Genomic DNA, 17,365 nt, shown 5'->3' with positions numbered 1-17,365 from the left:
GTTAGGGTCGATACATGTCCGGCGCACCCCTCTCAGCGCACGTTGTCGCGCCCGCTGGGGCGACAACGCCGGGGTCCCCTGCTTCCACACCGGCTGCGCCACTCGTCGACACCCTCGATCGTCCGCTGCACGACTTGCGACTCTCGGTCACCGACCGGTGCAACTTCCGCTGCGTGTACTGCATGCCCAAGGAGGTCTTCGGCAAGGACTTCGCCTTCATGCCGCGGGACGAGATGCTCTCCTTCGAGGAGATGACCCGGCTGGCCCGCATCTCGGTGGCGCACGGGGTGGAGAAGATCCGCCTCACCGGCGGCGAGCCGTTGCTGCGAAAGGGCCTGGAAGAACTCATCGCGATGCTCGCCGAGCTGCGCACCCCGGCCGGCCGGCCGGTCGATATCGCCCTCACCACCAACGGGTCAGCGCTGGCGATGAAGGCGCAGGCGCTCAAGGACGCCGGACTCAAGCGGGTCACGGTGTCCCTCGACTCCCTCGACGACGCCACCTTCCGCACCATGAACGACGTGAACTTCCCGGTCGGCCGGGTGCTCGCCGGCCTCGACGCCGCCCACGCCGTGGGCCTCGGCCCGATCAAGATCAACATGGTGGTCAAGCGCGGGCAGAACGACCACGACATCGTCAACATGGCCCGGCACTTCAAGGGCACCCCCTACATCCTCCGGTTCATCGAGTTCATGGACGTGGGCACGAGCAACGGCTGGGACATGGCCGCGGTGCTGCCGTCCAGCGAGGTGCGCGATCGCATCCACGCCGAACTGCCGCTCGAAGAGGTGGCCCCCAACTACACCGGCGAGACCTCAAGGCGCTGGCGCTACGTCGACGGCGGCGGCGAGATCGGCCTCATCTCCAGCGTCACCCAGTCGTTCTGCCACACCTGCTCCCGCGCGCGGGTCTCCACCGACGGCAAGCTCTTCACCTGCCTGTTCGCCAGCGAGGGCCACGACCTGCGTGCGCTGCTGCGCGACGGCAGCACCGACGAGCAGCTCTCGGCCGCGATGGGCTCCATCTGGCGCCAGCGCACGGATCGTGCCTCGCAGCTGCGCAGCGCCCAGACCGGCGCCGTGCGGTCCTCCGGCCGCAAGAAGATCGAGATGTCCTACATCGGCGGCTGACCCCGCCCCGATGGGCGGCGTCAGCGGCCGTGCCTGTGCCTGGTTGAGCTGCCCTCAACCCTCTCGAGCGGCCCCGGCGCTCAGGCGCTGGCGAGGTAGGCAGCCACGTCCACCCGGGACGTCACGTCTACATAGACATCGCCATCCACGATCGTGAGCGGGTAAACCGGCACCGGATCACTCACGGGCAGCGCGCGCGGGGCACCGGTGGCGAGCTCGAACTTGCCGCCGTGCGCCCAGCACTCGATCTCATCGCCCTCGACGAAGCCCTCAGACAACGAGATGTCACCGTGCGAACAGGTGTCGCCGAGCGCGAAGCAGTTGCCGGCGCTGTCCTTTACCAGGGCAACGGGCACGCCGTCGATGATGACCTTGAATGCTTCGCCGAGCTCCAGCTCGTCTTCCGCACACACCCTGGTTGGCACCTGATCCTCGTTCCCGCCGGGCGGATGCCGGCCTTGATTCCTCCCGGCAATGGGAAGGGGCGAACACCCCGACTTAGAGGCTAAGCATCCTCACACGCGATGGAACAGGGCCATTCGGCCCGGCGAAGGAGACTTGAATGCTGCCGCGACAGAGGCACGGGCTGGCGAGCTGCCAACCGGGCTGAGATCACGCCGACGATGGCCCCAGAGCCACTCGGGCCCGCTCGTGCTGCAGCAATCCCCACACGATGAGCGTCTGCGCCGCGAGATAGGTCACCATGATCACGGCGTCCGCCAACGGGATACCGGCGTTGGGCAGGAACCTGTCGATGGCCAGGATCGAATCGGAGACGACGAAGAGCGCCCCGCCGACCGCGACCCAGCGGTTGCACCGGGACGCGAACGCCGCCATCGCGGAGAGCACGACGCCGTAGGCGATCACCGGGATCAGCAGCGAGCCGGTGTGCGGAGCCAGCATCACGAGCAGCACACCGAGCCAGACCAGGTAGGCGACGGCCCACCAGGGCATTCGGCGTGCCGTGAGCCTGCTCACGAAGAGCACGAGGTAGACGATGTGGGCCAGCAGGAAGAAGATCAGCCCGACGACGAACCACCGCAGGGTGACGTCTCCCACCCAGGACAGGAACAGGGCGAGCGCTCCCAGCAGAACGGCCGGCGATCGGCGCTGCGGCGCGGCCCAGATCAGTCCGATCGCCAGGGCCGGCATGAGCAGCGGCTTGGTCCACGCCACGATGTCGTTCTGCCCCAGCAGAATGGCGCCCAGGTGGATGACGCTGACGACGAGAATCGGCAGGAAGGGAACGACGGACGTCGTCGGCGGAACCGTGACTCGGGATGCGTGCACTCTGCTCACTTCGCTGTCTGCTCACTTCACTGTGGGACGGATGTGTCCCTCACTGTACTGAGACTGAGCAGCACTGGGACTCGCGCACCGCCGGTGCACGGCGCGGTCAGGCGCGGTCGTCGTTGCCGCGCCGCGGGTCCTGGTCGGTGGTGCGCGCGTCGGCAGCGTGGGCGCCGCCAGAGCTCGCAGCGGAGCGCGGGGCGGCCGTGCCGCCGCCGTGCCGGCCGCGCCGGGTGTCCACGGTGGGATCGAGCACGTCGGCCTGACGGCTTTGCTCAGCGGAGGAGGCGCGCAGCTCCTGCGCCTGGGATTGGCGCTGGTCGGCTTCCTGCCGCAGCCGGTCGGCATCCACCTGGGCCTGCTGCGCATCCGCCTGCGCCCGGGTGGCCTCGGCCTCGTTCTCCCGGGCGTCGAGCGCGCGGGCTTCGGCGTCACGGCGCAGCTCCTGCGCCCGCTGCTGATCGTCGCGGCGTTTCTTCTCGCGGCGTTCCCGGCCGGCGACGTAGACGATCACGCCGATGATTGCGAGTACGACGACAACGCCCACGATGATCCAGACCACTGTCGCTGTGTCCATGGCGGTACTACCTTCCGGTCAACGGGATGCTTGCCGGCGATAGTAGGCCGGTCTGCACCATCCCGCTGGACTCGGCAGGCGCATCGTCTGCGTCAGGGGTGCAGCAGCGCGACCACGCGCATCCGTTCGAGAACCACCGGGGTGTCATCGGTCACGGTGAAATCGGAGTTGCCGATGTAGGCGCGCATGTCGTCGCTGTGCCAGAACGCTTCGTGGCCGGCCCGCCATTCGGCCACGGAGGTGTAGCCCTCGCCCTCGTCGCGGGCATGGTCGAGGTCGACGTCGGCCAGGCGAACCACTCGCACGCCGGTGGTCTCGATGATCGCCACCGGGCGCTCCAGCGAATCGATCACGATCTGACGGCTGCCCACCGCCGGCAGCGGCTCGTCTTCGACCGAGTACTCCACCAGGGTGGAGGTGGTCGAGGTTTTCGTACCGGCCAGGATCGCGCCCACCAGCTTGTCGCGGAGCTGGCCGGGGAACGCGAATTCAGCGATCGGCAGTTCGGCCGGTTCTTCCTCGGGCTCCGCGGCCTGCAGCAGCTCGATCGGGGGCAGCGCGGCCACGCACACCGCCTCGGCGAAGATGCGTGCGGTGGCGGGCACGTCGGACATCCAGAGCGGCACGGCGCGGGCGCGGATGCCGGCGGCCTCCAGCTTGGGCACGGCCTGCGCATCCGTCTCGTCGACCAGCCAGCCGTCGAGCAGCCCGCCGTCACGGCGGGAACCGTAGTGCAGGCCGACGGCCAGCGCCGAGGTCTCCACGCCGATCGTGGCCAGGCAGGCGTCGGCCATTCCGCGCACGGCGGCGCCGGCGATGATCGGCGAGACGCCGATCACCCGGGCCGTGGTGGTGCGCAGTGCCTCACGGATGCCCGGGATCGCCAGGATGGTGCCCACCGAGACCACGGGGTTCGACGGCGGCAGGATCACCAGGTCGGCGTTCAGGATGGCGTCGATCACCCCGGGAGCGGCGACCGCGTCGGCCAACCCCACCTGCACGAACTCGGCGGCCGGCACCGAGGCTCGGTAGCGCACCCACCACTCCTCGAAATGGATCAGGTCGCCGGCTGTGTGTTCGTCGGCGTCGGCGGCCAGGCGCACGTTCGTCTCCACGAACTGGTCGCTCATCGGCAGTAGCGTCGCACCGGGTTGCCAGCGGCGGCTGAGGAACTCGGTGGCCGCGCTGAGGGTCTCGCCGCTTCGCAGCAGGTCGGTGCGCACGATGTGGGTGGCCAGGTCGAGGTCGCCCAGGGTGAACCATGACCAGCCGCGGCCGTACGCGGCGATCTCCGCAGAGGTGCGCCGGGACTCGTCGGTGCGACCCCAGCCCTGTTCCTCGCTGATTCCGCCGCCCAGCGTGTACATCACGGTGTCGAGGTCGGGGCAGATGCGCAGCCCATCGAGCCACATGTCGTCGCCGGTGTTCACGATCACGGTGACGTCCGGTGCGCCCGGCAGGCGCGCATCCGTGTTCAGGTGGTGCAGCAGCCCGCGGGTGAACCGGGCCCCGCCCACGCCGCCGGCGAGCACTGTGACACGGGTCATGAGATTCCTTCGTTCGGGTCGGATGCCGGTGAGTTGCCAGTTGGTGCCCCGTACGGAGCCGCGACGGGGCCGGAACTGGCAACTCGCGAGTCAGCTACTAGCGAGTTGCCAGTCGGTGCCCTATGTGGCGCAGCCAGGGGGCCGGAAGTGGCAACTCGCGGGTCGGCAGGTGCGGGCATCGGGTCGTCGGGGCCGGAGAACACGATCACCGGGCGCCCAGTGCGCGGATGCGGCACGATGTCGCAGTCCACGCCGTAGACCTGCCGGATGACGTCGGGCCGCAGCACCTCGGCCGGCGTGCCGAACGCGGCCAGCCGGCCGCCCTGCAACAGCACGATGCGGTCGCAGTAGGCGGCGGCGAGGTTGAGGTCGTGCAGGGCGAGCACCGAGGTGAGCCCGAGCCCGCGCACCTGGTGCAACAGCGAGAGCTGCGCGCTCACGTCGAGGTGGTTGGTGGGTTCGTCGAGCAGCAGCAGGCTGGGTCGCTGGGCGAGCGCCCGGGCGATCTGCACGCGTTGCTGCTGGCCGCCGCTGAGGGTGTGCCAGCGCCGATCGAGCAGGTCGGCGGCACCCACCATGGCCAGGGCCGCGGTGACCACGTCGAGGTCGTCGTCGCCGCCGAAGCTGCCGAGCAGCCGGCTGCGGTGTGGGATGCGGCCGAGCAGCACGACCTCGCGCACCGACAGGTCAACGCTGGGGGCCACATTCTGCTCGAGCAGGGCGATGCGCTGGGCGGCCTCCCGCCGGCGCAGCTGCCCCACCACGACGCCATCGAGGGTGACGGTGCCGGCATCCGCCCGGTCGATGCCGGCGATGATGCGCAGCAGCGAGGACTTGCCCGCGCCGTTGGGTCCGAGCAGCCCGGTGACGGAGCCGGCCGGCAGGGTTGCCGAGATGTCCTGCAGGATGCGGGTGCCCTCGATGCTGAGTGAGACCCCGTCGAGCACGACCCCCGCCGCGCCCGCGTCGCCCGCAGCCGCCGAGATGACAGTTGGGGCCAGTGAGCCGCGTCGGGACTGGCCTGAACTGTCCTCTCGCGTGGTGGAGTTTGGCGAGAGGGCAGTTGGGGTCAGTGTGGTGTCCTGGGACTGGCCTGAACTGTCCTCTCGTGAACCCTTGGCCCTTCGGGCTGTCTCGCGCTCGGCGCTCATGCCCAGGCCGCGCTTCGCTTGCGCTTGATCAGCAGAATGAACACGGGCACCCCGATGAACGCCGTGATAATGCCCACCGGCAGTTCCCGCGGGTCGAAGACGGTGCGGGCGAGGGTGTCGGCGATCACCAGGAACAGCGCCCCGACCACGGCCACCAGGGGCAGCAGCCGCCGGTGCCCGGGTCCGCTGAGCCCGCGCACCAGGTGCGGCAAGATCAGCCCGACGAAGCCGATCGCCCCGCTCACTGCCACCATCGCGCCGGTGAGCAGCGCGACGGCAACGAGGAATCCCCACCGGGTGGCATTCACGTTGAGGCCGAGCGAGGCGGCGCTGTTGTCGCCGAAGGCGAACGCATCCAGCCGGCTGGCCGCGAGCAGGATGCCCGTGCCCACCACGACCAGGGCGACCGACGAGATGAGCACGCTGCTCCACGAGCTGCCGGCCAGGGAGCCGAGCAGCCAGTTGAGGATTTCGCGATAGGAGTCGCCCTTGGCCGCCCAGAAGATGATGAACGAGGTGCCCGCCGAGCCCAGCTGGGCGATCGCAAGGCCGGCCAGCACGGCCCGGCCCGGAGTGATGCTGCCGCCGACCCTGGCGATGTTGAGGGTGGCGAACAGGGCGATCAGGGCACCGGCGAACGCGGCGGCCGGCAGGGCGAAGCCCACCCCGAGGATGACCACGCAGACCGCGCCGAGCGAGGCTCCGGAGGAGAGCCCGAGCAGGTAGGGGTCGGCGAGCGGGTTGCGGGTGACGCTCTGCATCACCGCACCGCTGAGCGCGAGGCCGGCGCCCACCATGGCCGCGGTGAGCACGCGCGGCATCCGCAGCTGCCAGACGATGGCATCCGTCAGCGGCGGCACCGGCGAACCGATCGGCAGGCCGAGGTGCGTGCCGACGCTGCCCAGCACCTGGGCCAGGCTCACGTCGGCCGGGCCGATCGTCACGGCCACCGCGCAGCCGAGCAGCAGCGCGATCACCGCAGTGACCAGCCAGATCAGGTACCTGCCCGGCCGGCGCAGTGTGGCCGGGGCGGGCCGGGGCACGGTGATGCGGGGGTCCTGCATCCTCGTGCTGCCGGTCATGACTGGTCCTTCGTGTGAACGGCCCGACTATATGCCCGGCCGGGTATGTGGCCTACTTGGAGTTGAGCTCAGAAAGCTGGTCGATGATCGACCCCGCGGCCTCGACGTTGCGGATACCGGCCTCGGTGGCGGCGAACGGCACCACGATGTAGCGGTCGTTCAGCACCGCGTCGAGCCCCGCAGTGGCCGGATTGGCCTTGAGGTTGGCGATTTTCGAGTCCGCCGTGTTCCAGGTCGCGTCGACGAGCACGATCACGCTCGGGTTGGCGGCGACCACCGACTCCCAGCCGGCCGAGGTCCAGGTGTCCTGCACGTCGGCGAAGATGTTGGTGAGCCCGGCGGCGTCCATGATCATCTGCGGCGACCCGATGCCGGCGCCCACGTAAGGGGTGTCGGTTCCGCTGGAGTACCACAGCGCCGTGGTGTCACCGGCGGCGGGCGTGAGCGCGGCCAGCTCTGCCTCCTGTTCGGCGACGAGCTCCGCGGCGGCATCCGGCACCCCAAACAGCGCGCCGGCCTCGTCGATCTCGGCGAAGACGGTGTCGAAGGTGAGCGGGTCCGGCATGGCCTCACCCTTACAGGCGGCGGGGGAGACGTAGCTGCCGATGCCCAGGCCGGCCAGCGCGGTGCGCTCGCCCACCCCGTCGGCGGAGAAGTTGGACTCCCAGCCCCCGTAGACGAAGTCGGGGGTGAGCGCGAGCACGGCTTCGTGGCCGGGCACGAAGTCGCTGATCACGTTGAGGTCGGCGCCGGCCTTCTCCAGGGATGCAGGCAGCGGGCCGTCGAGGAACGCTGACCCCACGATCCGGTCGGCCAGGCCGAGCGCGAGCAACAGCTCGGTGGTGGTCGACTTGATCGTGACGATCCGTTCCGGTGCAGCCTCGAGGGTCACCGAGGTGTCGCAGTTCTGCACGGTCACCGGGTACGCGCCGGCGCCGCCGGCCGAGGCTGTCGGGGCGGGCGCGGCGGCGGGCGAACCGCTCGCGCAACCGGTGAGGAGCAGCGCGGCCGTTGCGGCGGTGACGATGGCGGGATAGCGAATCTTCATGGGGCCAATCTGGGGCGGGGAGCCGCGCATCCGCTGGCGGGCAGGAGGCGACCGCAGAGTCACGGCGGCACTCTCCCGGGCCGGGCGGCGACCGCAGCGCAGAGGCGCCGGCGGCCAACGGTGGCTCAAACGAGGTGGGGAGTAAACGAGGGCAAAGCCCCGACCTGCCGCCCAAATCCGGGCCAGCGCAACCGGTCAGATCAAACCGGGGGTCACATCCAGCCTAAACCCATCCCGTTTCGAGCGGATGCGCCCCCAGCCCGGCACGCCCGGTCGCGGCACGCGCATCCCCACGCTCCGGAACGGCGCGGAGCCCGATTCGCGGGCAACGCGCCGCTGCGCCCGTGGCGCGCCACCCGCGAACCGGCGCCTGCCCCGCGTACCTCTGCGTGGCTGCGCAGCCCGACTCAGGGCACGATGTTGAGGTTGTGGGCCAGCACGTTCTCCGGGTCGTAGCGCCGTTTCGCGGCCCGCAGCCGCTCAGCGGTTTTCGGCGGGTACATCAAGTCGAACACATCGGGGTACGCGCTAAGACTGAAGTTGCCGTAGGTGCCGGTCAGCCCCTCGGCCACGACCGACCAATCGTCCAGGATGCGCCGCTCGGCGGAGTCCGGGGCATCCGGCGGTAGGAACGCCGCCGACGAGACGAACACCTCCGCATCCCGGTGCGCGAATGCCGTCGCATCCGCGCTCACCCGGTTCAGCGCCCCGCGCACGTAGCGCACCATGAGCACCGCCGACCTGAGCTCGGCGTGCATGGTGGTGAGCCGCTCGATCAGGGGGTCGTCGAAGTCCCGGGCGAAGCCGTTACGGTCCACGATCCGGATCGACCCGGGCGGCGCCGACGGCTCGTCGAACACCTCCACGAAGAGTCTGCGATCCACGTCGTTGCCGGTCACGCCGGGCAGCGCGAACAGGGGCCGGATGGCCGACATCGCTTCATCGACATCTGCGCCGCCGTAACAGACCAGCACCTTCGTCTCCGCGGGCATCTCCGGACCGAACTCCGGCGTCGAGTACACGGTCGAGTTGAGCTTCTCCGGCGCGGCCCGCATCACGTCCCGCCAACCGCACAACAGGTCGGCCAGCGCCGCCGGGTGCACGTCGATGCTGCCGAACACCACGCCCCGAAGCGGATGCGCCTGGAAGGTGAACCGGGTCACGACGCCGAAGTTGCCGCCGCCCCCGCGCAACGCCCAGAACAGCTCCGGCTCACTCGTGTCGCTGGCCGTCACGATGGCCCCGTCGGTCAGCACCACCTCGGCCTCGAGCAGGCTGTCGATCGCCAGCCCATGCTGTCGCACCAGCCAGCCGATGCCGCCACCCAGGGTGAGGCCGCCGACGCCCACCGTGTAGGTGTCGCCGCTGGAGACCGCCAGGTCGTACTCGATCAGCTCCTGGGCCACACTGCCCCAGGTGGCACCGCTACCCAGTCGCACCCGGTCACCGCCCAGCACCTCGACATCGCGGATGCGGGAGAGGTCGAGCACCATTCCGCCATCGTTGATGTTCAGCGGGCTGTGCCCGCCGCTGCGCACCGACAGCTCAAGGCCCTCGGCTCTGGCGTAGGCGATCCCGGCCGCGACGTCCGCCGCATCGGTGGGCCGCGCCGCCAGCCGGGGCCTGCCGACCTTGCCGTAGGCCGTGGCCGCCATCAGGTATTCGTCGGAGCCGGGCAGGAGAATCGTGCCCGCGAAGCCGTCGATCATGGTTCCTCCGCACCCGTCGCGTGCGGCGTCGACCGTCCCCCAAGTCGCATCCGCCGGACCGCACTGGTGAGTCACTGTCTGCGCCCAGCATGCCCCTCGCCCGCGCCGCCCGCGACCCCTTGAAACGCGCCGGCCCCTCAGGTGGCGGGCACCCCGGCCGCGGCGGCGATCGCCTGGGCGACGGGCAGCACATCGTCGGGCAGCGCGCCGGCAGTCACGCGAATGAACGCCTCGGGCCGCTCCGATGCGAGAAACGGGCTGCCGCCGGCCACCCGGATGCCCGATGCCGCGAGCCGCACGATCGCGTCGCGTTCGTCGGCCACCGGCACCCAGGCGTTGATGCCGTCGGCGCGGGGCAGGGGCAGGCCGAACCCGGTGAGGGCATCCGCCAGCGCCTTCTGCCGGGCGAAGTACACGTGCCGGGCCTCGTTCACCTGGGCCATGCTGGCACCGTCGGTGAGCAGTTCGTGCAGGATCGTCTGCAGCATCCGGCTGGTCCAGCCCGGGCCGAGCATGCGGCGGGCCACGATGCGGTCCACCAGCGCCGCCGGACCGCCCAGGGCGGCGATGCGCAGATCGGGGCCGTGCGACTTGGAGTAGCTGCGCACGTGCAGCACCCGCTCCGGTAGCCAGCTGCCCAGCGACACATCGGGCGAGGTGCTGATCGCGCCGGAGTGGTCGTCCTCGATCACGATGGTGTTCGCCGCTCTGCTGCTCGCGGACAGCAGGCGGGCCAACTCCTTCGCCCGCTCGGCCGACATCGACGCCCCGGTGGGGTTGTGCGCGCGCGGCTGCAGGATGACCGCGGCCGGCCCCGAGGCCAGCGCCGCCTGGAACGCGCCCGGCACGATACCCTCGGCATCCACGGCCACCGGCAGCCGTTCGATCCCCATCTGGTCGAGCAGGTCGAAGAACGGCGGAAAGCCCGGGTCTTCAACGATGACCCGATCGCCGAACCGGGCCACCTGCTCGAGGCTGCGGGAGATGGCATCCAGGGCGCCGTCCACCACGGTGATCGACTCGCACCGGTACGGCCAAGAGCCGGTGAGCACGGTCAGCAGCTCGGGGATCACCGGCACCGCCTGGTAGCTGGGCGTCATCGCCCGCTGCGACACCCGGGAGAGCGCCGGTCCGAGTGCCGGCAGCAGGGCCGGGTCCGGGGTGCCGCGGGAGAGGTCCAACCGGGTATCGCTCACGTGCCCGGCCAGCGACTGGGTGCGGGCGGGCAGCCAGGACGTGGCCGGCTGCCGCACGAAGGTGCCGCTGCGGCCGCGGGAGACGATCAGCCCAGCAGACGAGAGTGCCTGCCAGGCGTGGCTCACCGTGGCCGGACTCACGCCGAGCTCGCCGGCCAGCTCCCGCACGGTCGGCAGGCGCTCGCCGGGAGCGAGCCGGCCGGAGCTGATCAGGCGGCCGAGCGCGGCCGCGATGCCTGCCGGAGTGGCCTGTTCGATCTCGTCGAGGAAGAGCTGCATGGGTGACCTCCGGTGCGAGTCCTTGCCAATCTGCCTCTTCGGAGGACAGGATGATTTACGCGTGCGTCATGTGAAGAAACAGAACAGAAATGTTTACGTCGAATAATAACAAAACCGGACACCGAAAAGTGGCTCGATCTCGACAGGCTTCCCCAACGTTTGGCTCGCAGGTTTTTTGCGCTGTCGCCGATTGCCGCTGACGAGGTCACCCCAGTGTGAGACCTAGCGGAGGCAAACAGTATGAGCGCTACCCCAACCAGCACCGGCACAGCCAACATCGTGCGAGCGGCGATCACCCAGACCACCTGGACGGGCGACATCGAATCGATGCTCGCCAAGCACGAGCAGTTCGCGCGCGACGCGGCCGCCGACGGCGCCCAGGTCATCTGCTTTCAGGAGCTCTTCTACGGCCCGTACTTCGGCATCACCGAAGACGCGAAGTACTACGACTACGCCGAACCGGCCGACGGCCCGATCGTGCAGCGCTTCGCCGCCCTGGCCAAGGAACTGAACCTGGTCATGGTGCTCCCCATCTACGAGGAGGAGCAGCCCGGCGTGTATTACAATACCGCTGTCGTAGTGGATGCCGACGGCACCATCCTCGGCAAGTACCGCAAGCACCACATCCCCCACCTCGACAAGTTCTGGGAGAAGTTCTACTTCCGTCCCGGCAACCTCGGCTACCCCGTCTTCAACACCGCCGTCGGCCCCATCGGCGTCTACATCTGCTACGACCGGCACTTCCCGGAGGGCTGGCGCGAGCTGGGCCTCAACGGCGCGCAGATCGTCTTCAACCCCAACGCCACCAAGCCGGGGCTGTCGAACCGGCTGTGGGAGATCGAGCAGCCGGCCGCCGCCGCCGCCAACGGCTACTTCGTGGCCGCACCCAACCGGGTGGGCCGGGAGGACAACGAGTACGGCGACCTCGCCGTGACGTTCTACGGCACCAGCCAGTTCGTCGACCCGCAGGGCAACTATGTGGGGGAGCTGGGCAGCGGAGTGGACGAGGAGGTCGTGATCCGCGACCTCGACCTCGGCATGATCCGCCAGGTGCGCAACAACTGGCAGTTCTACCGGGACCGCCGCCCCGAGTCCTACACCTCGATCCCCAAGCCGTAAACCGGTCTCGACGCCGCACCATCCGCTGGTCGAGCCTGTCGAGACCCGGTGACCAGGTCACTTCGACAGGCTCAGTACGACGCTCGACAGGCTCGACCAACGACTCGAAGCAACGAACAGGAGAACCCCGATGAAGACCCTGATCAAGAACGGCACCGTGGTCAATTCCACGGGCACGGCCACAGCGGATGTGCTGATCGACGGCGAGAGAATCGCCGCGGTGCTCGCCCCGGGTTCCACCCTGCTCGGCTTCGATGTGGAGCGGAACGTCGACACCGTGATCGACGCCGCCGGTAAGTACGTCATCCCCGGCGGCATAGACGCGCACACGCATATGCAGATGCCGTTCGGCGGCACCGAGGCCAGCGACACCTTCGAGACCGGCACCCGGGCTGCGGCCTGGGGCGGTACCACGAGCATCGTCGACTTCGTGGTGCAGTACGCCGGCGAGAACGTGCTCGACCAGTACCACCTCTGGCACGAGAAGGCGCGTGGCGAGTGCGCGATCGACTATGGCTTCCACCAGATCCTCTCCGACGTGCAGGACTCCTCGCTCGTGGCGATGGACGAGCTCGTCAAAGAGGGCGTCTCCAGCTTCAAGCTGTTCATGGCCTACAAGGGCGTGTTCCTCTCCGACGACGGCCAGATCGTCAAGGCTATGCAGAAGGCCGCCACCAACGGCAGCATGATCATGATGCACGCCGAGAACGGCAGCGTCATCGACCTGCTCGTGCAGCAGGCCATCGAGGCCGGCAACACCACGCCCTACTACCACGGCCTCACCCGGCCGTGGCAGGCCGAGGAAGAAGCCACCCACCGGGCGATCATGCTCGCCAACCTCACCGGTGCCCCGCTCTACGTGGTGCACGTGTCGGCCAAGCAGGCGGTGGAGCAGATCGCCATCGCGCGCGACCGCGGTCAGAACGTGTTCGGCGAGACCTGCCCGCAGTACCTCTACCTCTCGCTGGAAGACCAGCTCGGCGCCTCGAGCGACGAGTGGGGCAGCTTCGAGGGCGCGAAATGGGTGTGCTCCACTCCGCTTCGCTCCAAGGCAGAGGGCCACCAGCACCACATGTGGCAGAGCCTGCGCACGAACGACATCCAGATGGTCTCCACCGACCACTGCCCGTTCTGCATGAAGGGCCAGAAAGACATGGGCCTGACTGACTTCTCCAAGATCCCCAACGGCATCGGCTCGGTCGAACACCGCATGGACCTCCTGTACCAGGGCGTGGTCGACAAGCAGATCTCCCTCGAACGCTGGGTGGAAGTCACCTCCACCACGCCGGCCCGCATGTTCGGCATGTACGGCAAGAAGGGCGTCATCCAGCCCGGTGCCGACGGCGACGTGGTGATCTACGACCCGAACGGTCACACCTCCATCGGAGTGGACAAGACCCACCACATGAACATGGACTACTCCGCCTGGGAAGGCTACGAGATCGACGGCCACGTCGACACCGTGCTCTCCCGCGGCAAGGTCGTCATCGACAACAACCAGTACCTCGGCGCCAAGGGTGATGGCAAGTACATCAAACGCGGCCTCAGCCAGTACCTGATCTAGGGGACACCATGGACTTCGGCGCAGTACTCCAGACCAACCCGCCCTCGGCGCGAACCGTGCAGTTGGCCGTGTTGGCCGAGAACCACGGCTTCAGCCACGTGTGGACCTTCGACTCCCATCTGCTCTGGCAGGAACCGTATGTGATTTACAGCAAGATCCTGGCCGAGACCCGCAAGGTGATCGTGGGTCCCATGGTCACCAACCCGGCCACCCGGGACTGGACGGTCACGGCGTCCACCTACGCCACCCTGAACGAGATGTACGGTAACCGCACCATCTGCGGCATCGGCCGCGGCGACTCCGCGGTGCGGGTCACCAACGGCCGGCCCAGCACGTTGAAGACCCTGCGCGAATCGATCCATGTGATCCGTGAACTGGCGAACTCCCGGTCGGTGGAGTACAACGGCGCCACCCTGCAGTTCCCCTGGAGTCAGGGCTCCACCCTCGACGTCTGGGTGGCCGCCTACGGTCCGCTCGCGCTCAAGCTCACCGGTGAAGTCGGCGACGGCTTCATCCTGCAGATGGCCGACCTCGACGTGGCCGAGTGGATGATCAAGACCGTGCGCACCGCCGCCAAGAACGTGGGCCGCGACCCCGACGCGATCAAGTTCTGCGTTGCCGCGCCCATGCACATCGGCACCGATATGCCGCACATGCGCGACCAGAACCGGTGGTTCGGCGGCATGGTCGGCAACCACGTCGCCGACATTGTCGCCAAGTACGGCGAGGGCTCCGCGGTTCCCAAGGCCCTCACCGATTACATCAAGGGCCGCGAGGGCTACGACTACAACGAGCACGGTCGGGCCGGCAACACCCACACCGACTTCGTGCCAGACGAGATCGTCGACAGGTTCTGCCTGCTCGGCCCCGCCGAGGCCCACATCGAAAAGCTGAAGGCGCTCAAGGAACTCGGCGTCGACCAATTCGCCGGGTACCTGCAGCACGACAACAAAGAGGAAACCATGCGGGTCTACGGCGAAACCGTGATCCCCGCCCTCGCCGACCACATCACGGCCAAGGCATGACCCAGGCCGGCTCCGTTCGCACCGCCCCCGCCCGGGCGGGCGTTGCGTCACGCGGCCGGTCCTGGCTCGGCCAGGGGATGCCGCGGCGCATCCTGGTGGGCGCTCTCGGCGTGCTCGCCCTCGCGCTGTTCTGGGAGCTCTACATCTTCTTCGGCCCCGCCGACGGTGTGATCGTGGGCGGCATCACCGTGCTGCCGCGCGCCAGCGAGATGGCGATGCCGCACCTCTGGGTGATGCTCGAGCGGGTGCTCGAACCGGTCACCGGTGGGGCCAACGCAATCCCGATGTGGCAGGCCGTGCTCGAAGCCTCCCTGTTCACCCTCGGCATCGCCGCGGTCGGCTGGATCGTGGGCGTCACCGTGGGCCTGGCCCTGGCCCTGCTCATGCAACGCTTCAAACTCGCCGAGTCGGCCATCTTGCCCTGGATCATCCTCAGCCAGACCGTGCCGCTGATCGCCCTCGCCCCGCTGGTGCGGCGCTGGGGCGCGCAGATCGAGTTCGGTGCCTTCACCTGGGAGAACTGGATGTCGGTGGCCCTGATCGCCTCCTACCTCGCCTTCTTCCCGGTGTCGATCGGCGCGCTCAAGGGCCTCGGCTCGCCCGACGCCAACCATGTCGACCTCATGCACTGCTACGCGGTGGGCTGGTGGAAGACGCTCTGGCGGCTGCGCCTGCCGGCCAGCGTGGGCTACCTGCTGCCGGCCCTGCGCCTCGCGGCGGCCAGTGCCGTGATTGGCAGCGTCGTCGCCGAGGTATCCATCGGCCTGCGCGGCGGCATCGGCCGGCTCATCGTGGAATACGCCGGCGCCGCCGGCAGCGACCCGGGCAAGCCCTGGGCCCCCATCTTCGGGTCGGTGCTGGTGGGCCTCGTGGCCGCCGGTTTCGTCGGCCTGGTCTCACTGTTCTTACGTCGATTCCGCAGGGGAGAGGTGGCCTCATGACCACGGCAGCAGCACCGGTAGAGCATGCCGTGGCGGTGAACGCGGTCAGCCGTGTTTTCGCCGGCCGCAAGGGTGCATCCGTCACGGCCCTGGATGCGGTGAGCCTCACCGTCGCCCCCGGCGAGTTCGTCTCGCTGATCGGGCCGTCCGGCTGCGGCAAGAGCACCCTGCTGCGCTTGATCGCCGACCTCGACACCCCCACCAGCGGGTCGATCGAGGTGTTCGGCAAGACCGCCCGGCAGGCCCGCATCGACCAGGACTACGGCATCGCCTTCCAGCAGGCCGGCCTGCTGCCCTGGCGCACGGTCGCCGGCAACATCGAGCTTCCGCTCGAGCTGCACGGCACCGGCAAGGCCGCCCGCCGTGAGCGGGCCGCCGAATTGATCGAGCTCGTGGGTCTGAGCGACTTCGCCGGGCACTACCCTGACCAGCTCTCCGGCGGCATGCAGCAGCGGGTCGCGATCGCCCGGTCACTGGCCGAGAGCCCCAGCCTCTTGCTGATGGACGAACCGTTCGGCGCGCTCGATGAGATGACCCGGGAGCGCATGCAGAACGAGCTCGTGCGCATCTGCGCCGAGACCAGCGCCGCCGTGGTCTTCGTCACCCACTCCATCCCCGAGGCCGTGTTCCTCTCCAACCGGGTGGTGGTGATGTCGCCGCGGCCCGGCCGTATCCGCGACGTGCTCAGCGTCAACCTCGGCCGCATGAGCGACCGCGGCGAGAACCTGCGCGAAGACGAGGACTTCTTCCACTCGGTCAGCCAGGTGCGGGAGCTCCTGCACGGCAGCGCCTCCACCGGGGCGCGCGGGGTCGAGACACGATGAGCACGCCCGCGAGCACGCCAGGCAGTATGCGCGGAGGGCGGGGCGCGGCCGGCCTGGCCCGCACCGTGCTGCCGCCGGTGTTGCTCGGCGTGGTCGCGATCCTGCTCTGGCAGGGTTTCGTCACCGTGCTGGCGGTCAAGCCGTTCATCCTGCCCGGCCCGTTCGCGATCGGCGAGCAGTTCACCGCCAACCTGCAGAACGTGGTCAACGGCATGGTCGTCACCGGCCGCAACGCCCTGATCGGGCTGGTGCTCGGCGCGATCGTCGGCGTGCTCCTGGCCATCCTCTCTGCCCTCCTGCGCATCCTCGACGAAATGGCGGCACCGATCGTGGCCGCGTTCGCGGTGGTGCCGATCGTGGCGCTGGCGCCCGTGCTCTACACGATGTTCGGGGCCAACGCCGAGACCGCCCGGCAGCTCGTGGCCGCTCTGGCCGTGTTCGTGCCCGTGTATTTCAACACCCTCAAGGGCCTGCGCATGGTGCGCCCGGTGCACCGCGACCTGATGCGCTCGTATGCCGCGTCGAGTTGGCAGGCCACCAAGACCGTCACCCTGCCCACCGCGGTGCCGTTCGTGTTCACGGGCCTGCGCATAGCGTCATCCCTGGCGGTGATCTCCGCCCTCATCGCCGAATACTTCGGTGGCCCGGTCGGCGGTCTCGGCAAGTCGATCACGTCTGCCGCGTCCAGCAGCAACTACGGGCTGGCCTGGGCCTACGTGCTCGGCTCCATCATTCTCGGACTCCTCTTCTACTGCGCAGCACTCGGCCTGGAGAAACTCGTCAGCCGAAGCGCTCCGGCCTGACCCCCTGAAACGCCCGACCCACGAAGTCGGTCAACCCGCATCACCCGCCCGCATCACCCACACCGCTCGACCCCCGCAGC

16 protein-coding genes are annotated in these 17,365 nt (G+C 69.0%); 7 read left to right on the top strand and 9 right to left on the bottom strand.

Going from position 1 to position 17,365, the window contains the following annotated elements; all coding sequences use genetic code 11:
* The first annotated feature begins 14 nt into the window (after positions 1 to 14).
* A complete protein-coding gene (moaA, locus tag CTB96_RS01925; protein WP_110125234.1) occupies positions 15 to 1,130 on the top strand; it encodes a GTP 3',8-cyclase MoaA in 1,116 nt (371 codons plus the stop codon).
* 80 nt (positions 1,131 to 1,210) lie between these two features.
* Here the strand turns inward: moaA and CTB96_RS01920 are convergent, their stop codons facing one another.
* The 9 genes from CTB96_RS01920 to CTB96_RS01880 form a co-directional block, all read right to left on the bottom strand.
* The gene (locus tag CTB96_RS01920; RefSeq protein ID WP_110125233.1) at positions 1,211 to 1,555 is read right to left on the bottom strand and encodes a non-heme iron oxygenase ferredoxin subunit; all 345 of its coding nucleotides are present in this window, start codon (positions 1,553 to 1,555) and stop codon (positions 1,211 to 1,213) included.
* Positions 1,556 to 1,742: 187 nt separating this feature from the next.
* Positions 1,743 to 2,420, bottom strand: a complete 678-nt coding sequence (locus tag CTB96_RS01915; RefSeq protein WP_110125232.1) for a lysoplasmalogenase — start codon at positions 2,418 to 2,420, stop codon at positions 1,743 to 1,745.
* A 106-nt stretch (positions 2,421 to 2,526) separates the two neighbouring features.
* Positions 2,527 to 2,997, bottom strand: coding sequence for a hypothetical protein (locus CTB96_RS01910; protein ID WP_110125231.1), 471 nt, complete (start codon positions 2,995 to 2,997; stop codon positions 2,527 to 2,529).
* Between the two features lie 92 nt (positions 2,998 to 3,089).
* Entirely contained in the window at positions 3,090 to 4,544 is a 1,455-nt protein-coding gene (gene cofD / locus CTB96_RS01905) for a 2-phospho-L-lactate transferase (protein ID WP_181397101.1), read from the bottom strand.
* On the bottom strand, positions 4,541 to 5,491 hold the full coding sequence (locus CTB96_RS01900) for an ABC transporter ATP-binding protein (RefSeq protein WP_248283174.1): 951 nt from the start codon (positions 5,489 to 5,491) through the stop codon (positions 4,541 to 4,543). Before CTB96_RS01900 ends, cofD begins: the two co-directional genes overlap by 4 nt.
* A gap of 200 nt (positions 5,492 to 5,691) precedes the next feature.
* The gene (locus CTB96_RS01895) at positions 5,692 to 6,777 is read right to left on the bottom strand and encodes a putative F420-0 ABC transporter permease subunit (RefSeq protein WP_248283173.1); all 1,086 of its coding nucleotides are present in this window, start codon (positions 6,775 to 6,777) and stop codon (positions 5,692 to 5,694) included.
* A gap of 52 nt (positions 6,778 to 6,829) precedes the next feature.
* On the bottom strand, positions 6,830 to 7,825 hold the full coding sequence (locus tag CTB96_RS01890) for a putative F420-0 ABC transporter substrate-binding protein (protein ID WP_110125229.1): 996 nt from the start codon (positions 7,823 to 7,825) through the stop codon (positions 6,830 to 6,832).
* 407 nt (positions 7,826 to 8,232) lie between these two features.
* Complete coding sequence (locus CTB96_RS01885) at positions 8,233 to 9,534, bottom strand: FAD-binding oxidoreductase (RefSeq protein ID WP_110125228.1); 1,302 nt, start codon at positions 9,532 to 9,534, stop codon at positions 8,233 to 8,235.
* Positions 9,535 to 9,671: 137 nt separating this feature from the next.
* A complete protein-coding gene (locus tag CTB96_RS01880) occupies positions 9,672 to 11,009 on the bottom strand; it encodes an aminotransferase-like domain-containing protein (protein WP_110125227.1) in 1,338 nt (445 codons plus the stop codon).
* 240 nt (positions 11,010 to 11,249) lie between these two features.
* Between CTB96_RS01880 and CTB96_RS01875 the strand changes: the two genes are divergently transcribed.
* From CTB96_RS01875 to CTB96_RS01850, 6 genes are all read left to right on the top strand, one after another.
* On the top strand, positions 11,250 to 12,128 hold the full coding sequence (locus tag CTB96_RS01875; RefSeq protein WP_110125226.1) for a nitrilase-related carbon-nitrogen hydrolase: 879 nt from the start codon (positions 11,250 to 11,252) through the stop codon (positions 12,126 to 12,128).
* A gap of 130 nt (positions 12,129 to 12,258) precedes the next feature.
* Complete coding sequence (hydA, locus tag CTB96_RS01870; protein ID WP_110125225.1) at positions 12,259 to 13,692, top strand: dihydropyrimidinase; 1,434 nt, start codon at positions 12,259 to 12,261, stop codon at positions 13,690 to 13,692.
* Positions 13,693 to 13,700: 8 nt separating this feature from the next.
* Positions 13,701 to 14,717, top strand: a complete 1,017-nt coding sequence (locus tag CTB96_RS01865) for a TIGR03842 family LLM class F420-dependent oxidoreductase (RefSeq protein WP_110125224.1) — start codon at positions 13,701 to 13,703, stop codon at positions 14,715 to 14,717.
* A complete protein-coding gene (locus tag CTB96_RS01860) occupies positions 14,714 to 15,658 on the top strand; it encodes an ABC transporter permease (RefSeq protein ID WP_110125223.1) in 945 nt (314 codons plus the stop codon). Before CTB96_RS01865 ends, CTB96_RS01860 begins: the two co-directional genes overlap by 4 nt.
* Positions 15,655 to 16,482, top strand: coding sequence for an ABC transporter ATP-binding protein (locus tag CTB96_RS01855; RefSeq protein WP_110125222.1), 828 nt, complete (start codon positions 15,655 to 15,657; stop codon positions 16,480 to 16,482). Before CTB96_RS01860 ends, CTB96_RS01855 begins: the two co-directional genes overlap by 4 nt.
* Positions 16,479 to 17,285 carry an ABC transporter permease gene (locus tag CTB96_RS01850; RefSeq protein ID WP_248283172.1) on the top strand — a complete coding sequence of 269 codons (807 nt, stop codon included), beginning with the start codon at positions 16,479 to 16,481 and terminating at the stop codon, positions 17,283 to 17,285. Before CTB96_RS01855 ends, CTB96_RS01850 begins: the two co-directional genes overlap by 4 nt.
* The last annotated feature ends 80 nt before the right edge of the window (positions 17,286 to 17,365 follow it).

It is taken from the genome of Cryobacterium arcticum, assembly GCF_003185895.1.
GTDB lineage: Bacteria > Actinomycetota > Actinomycetes > Actinomycetales > Microbacteriaceae > Cryobacterium > Cryobacterium arcticum.
This window is presented reverse-complemented; position numbering and strand designations above follow the sequence as displayed.

Excerpts from the sequence above, each read along its gene's own strand:
- moaA (WP_110125234.1), top strand. The coding sequence starts at position 15 with ATGTCCGGCGCACCCCTCTCAGCGCACGTTGTCGCGCCCGCTGGGGCG.
- CTB96_RS01910 (WP_110125231.1), bottom strand. The coding sequence starts at position 2,997 with ATGGACACAGCGACAGTGGTCTGGATCATCGTGGGCGTTGTCGTCGTA.
- cofD (WP_181397101.1), bottom strand. The coding sequence starts at position 4,544 with ATGACCCGTGTCACAGTGCTCGCCGGCGGCGTGGGCGGGGCCCGGTTC.
- CTB96_RS01895 (WP_248283173.1), bottom strand. The coding sequence starts at position 6,777 with ATGACCGGCAGCACGAGGATGCAGGACCCCCGCATCACCGTGCCCCGG.
- CTB96_RS01890 (WP_110125229.1), bottom strand. The coding sequence starts at position 7,825 with ATGAAGATTCGCTATCCCGCCATCGTCACCGCCGCAACGGCCGCGCTG.
- CTB96_RS01885 (WP_110125228.1), bottom strand. The coding sequence starts at position 9,534 with ATGATCGACGGCTTCGCGGGCACGATTCTCCTGCCCGGCTCCGACGAA.
- CTB96_RS01880 (WP_110125227.1), bottom strand. The coding sequence starts at position 11,009 with ATGCAGCTCTTCCTCGACGAGATCGAACAGGCCACTCCGGCAGGCATC.
- CTB96_RS01875 (WP_110125226.1), top strand. The coding sequence starts at position 11,250 with ATGAGCGCTACCCCAACCAGCACCGGCACAGCCAACATCGTGCGAGCG.
- hydA (WP_110125225.1), top strand. The coding sequence starts at position 12,259 with ATGAAGACCCTGATCAAGAACGGCACCGTGGTCAATTCCACGGGCACG.
- CTB96_RS01865 (WP_110125224.1), top strand. The coding sequence starts at position 13,701 with ATGGACTTCGGCGCAGTACTCCAGACCAACCCGCCCTCGGCGCGAACC.
- CTB96_RS01860 (WP_110125223.1), top strand. The coding sequence starts at position 14,714 with ATGACCCAGGCCGGCTCCGTTCGCACCGCCCCCGCCCGGGCGGGCGTT.
- CTB96_RS01855 (WP_110125222.1), top strand. The coding sequence starts at position 15,655 with ATGACCACGGCAGCAGCACCGGTAGAGCATGCCGTGGCGGTGAACGCG.
- CTB96_RS01850 (WP_248283172.1), top strand. The coding sequence starts at position 16,479 with ATGAGCACGCCCGCGAGCACGCCAGGCAGTATGCGCGGAGGGCGGGGC.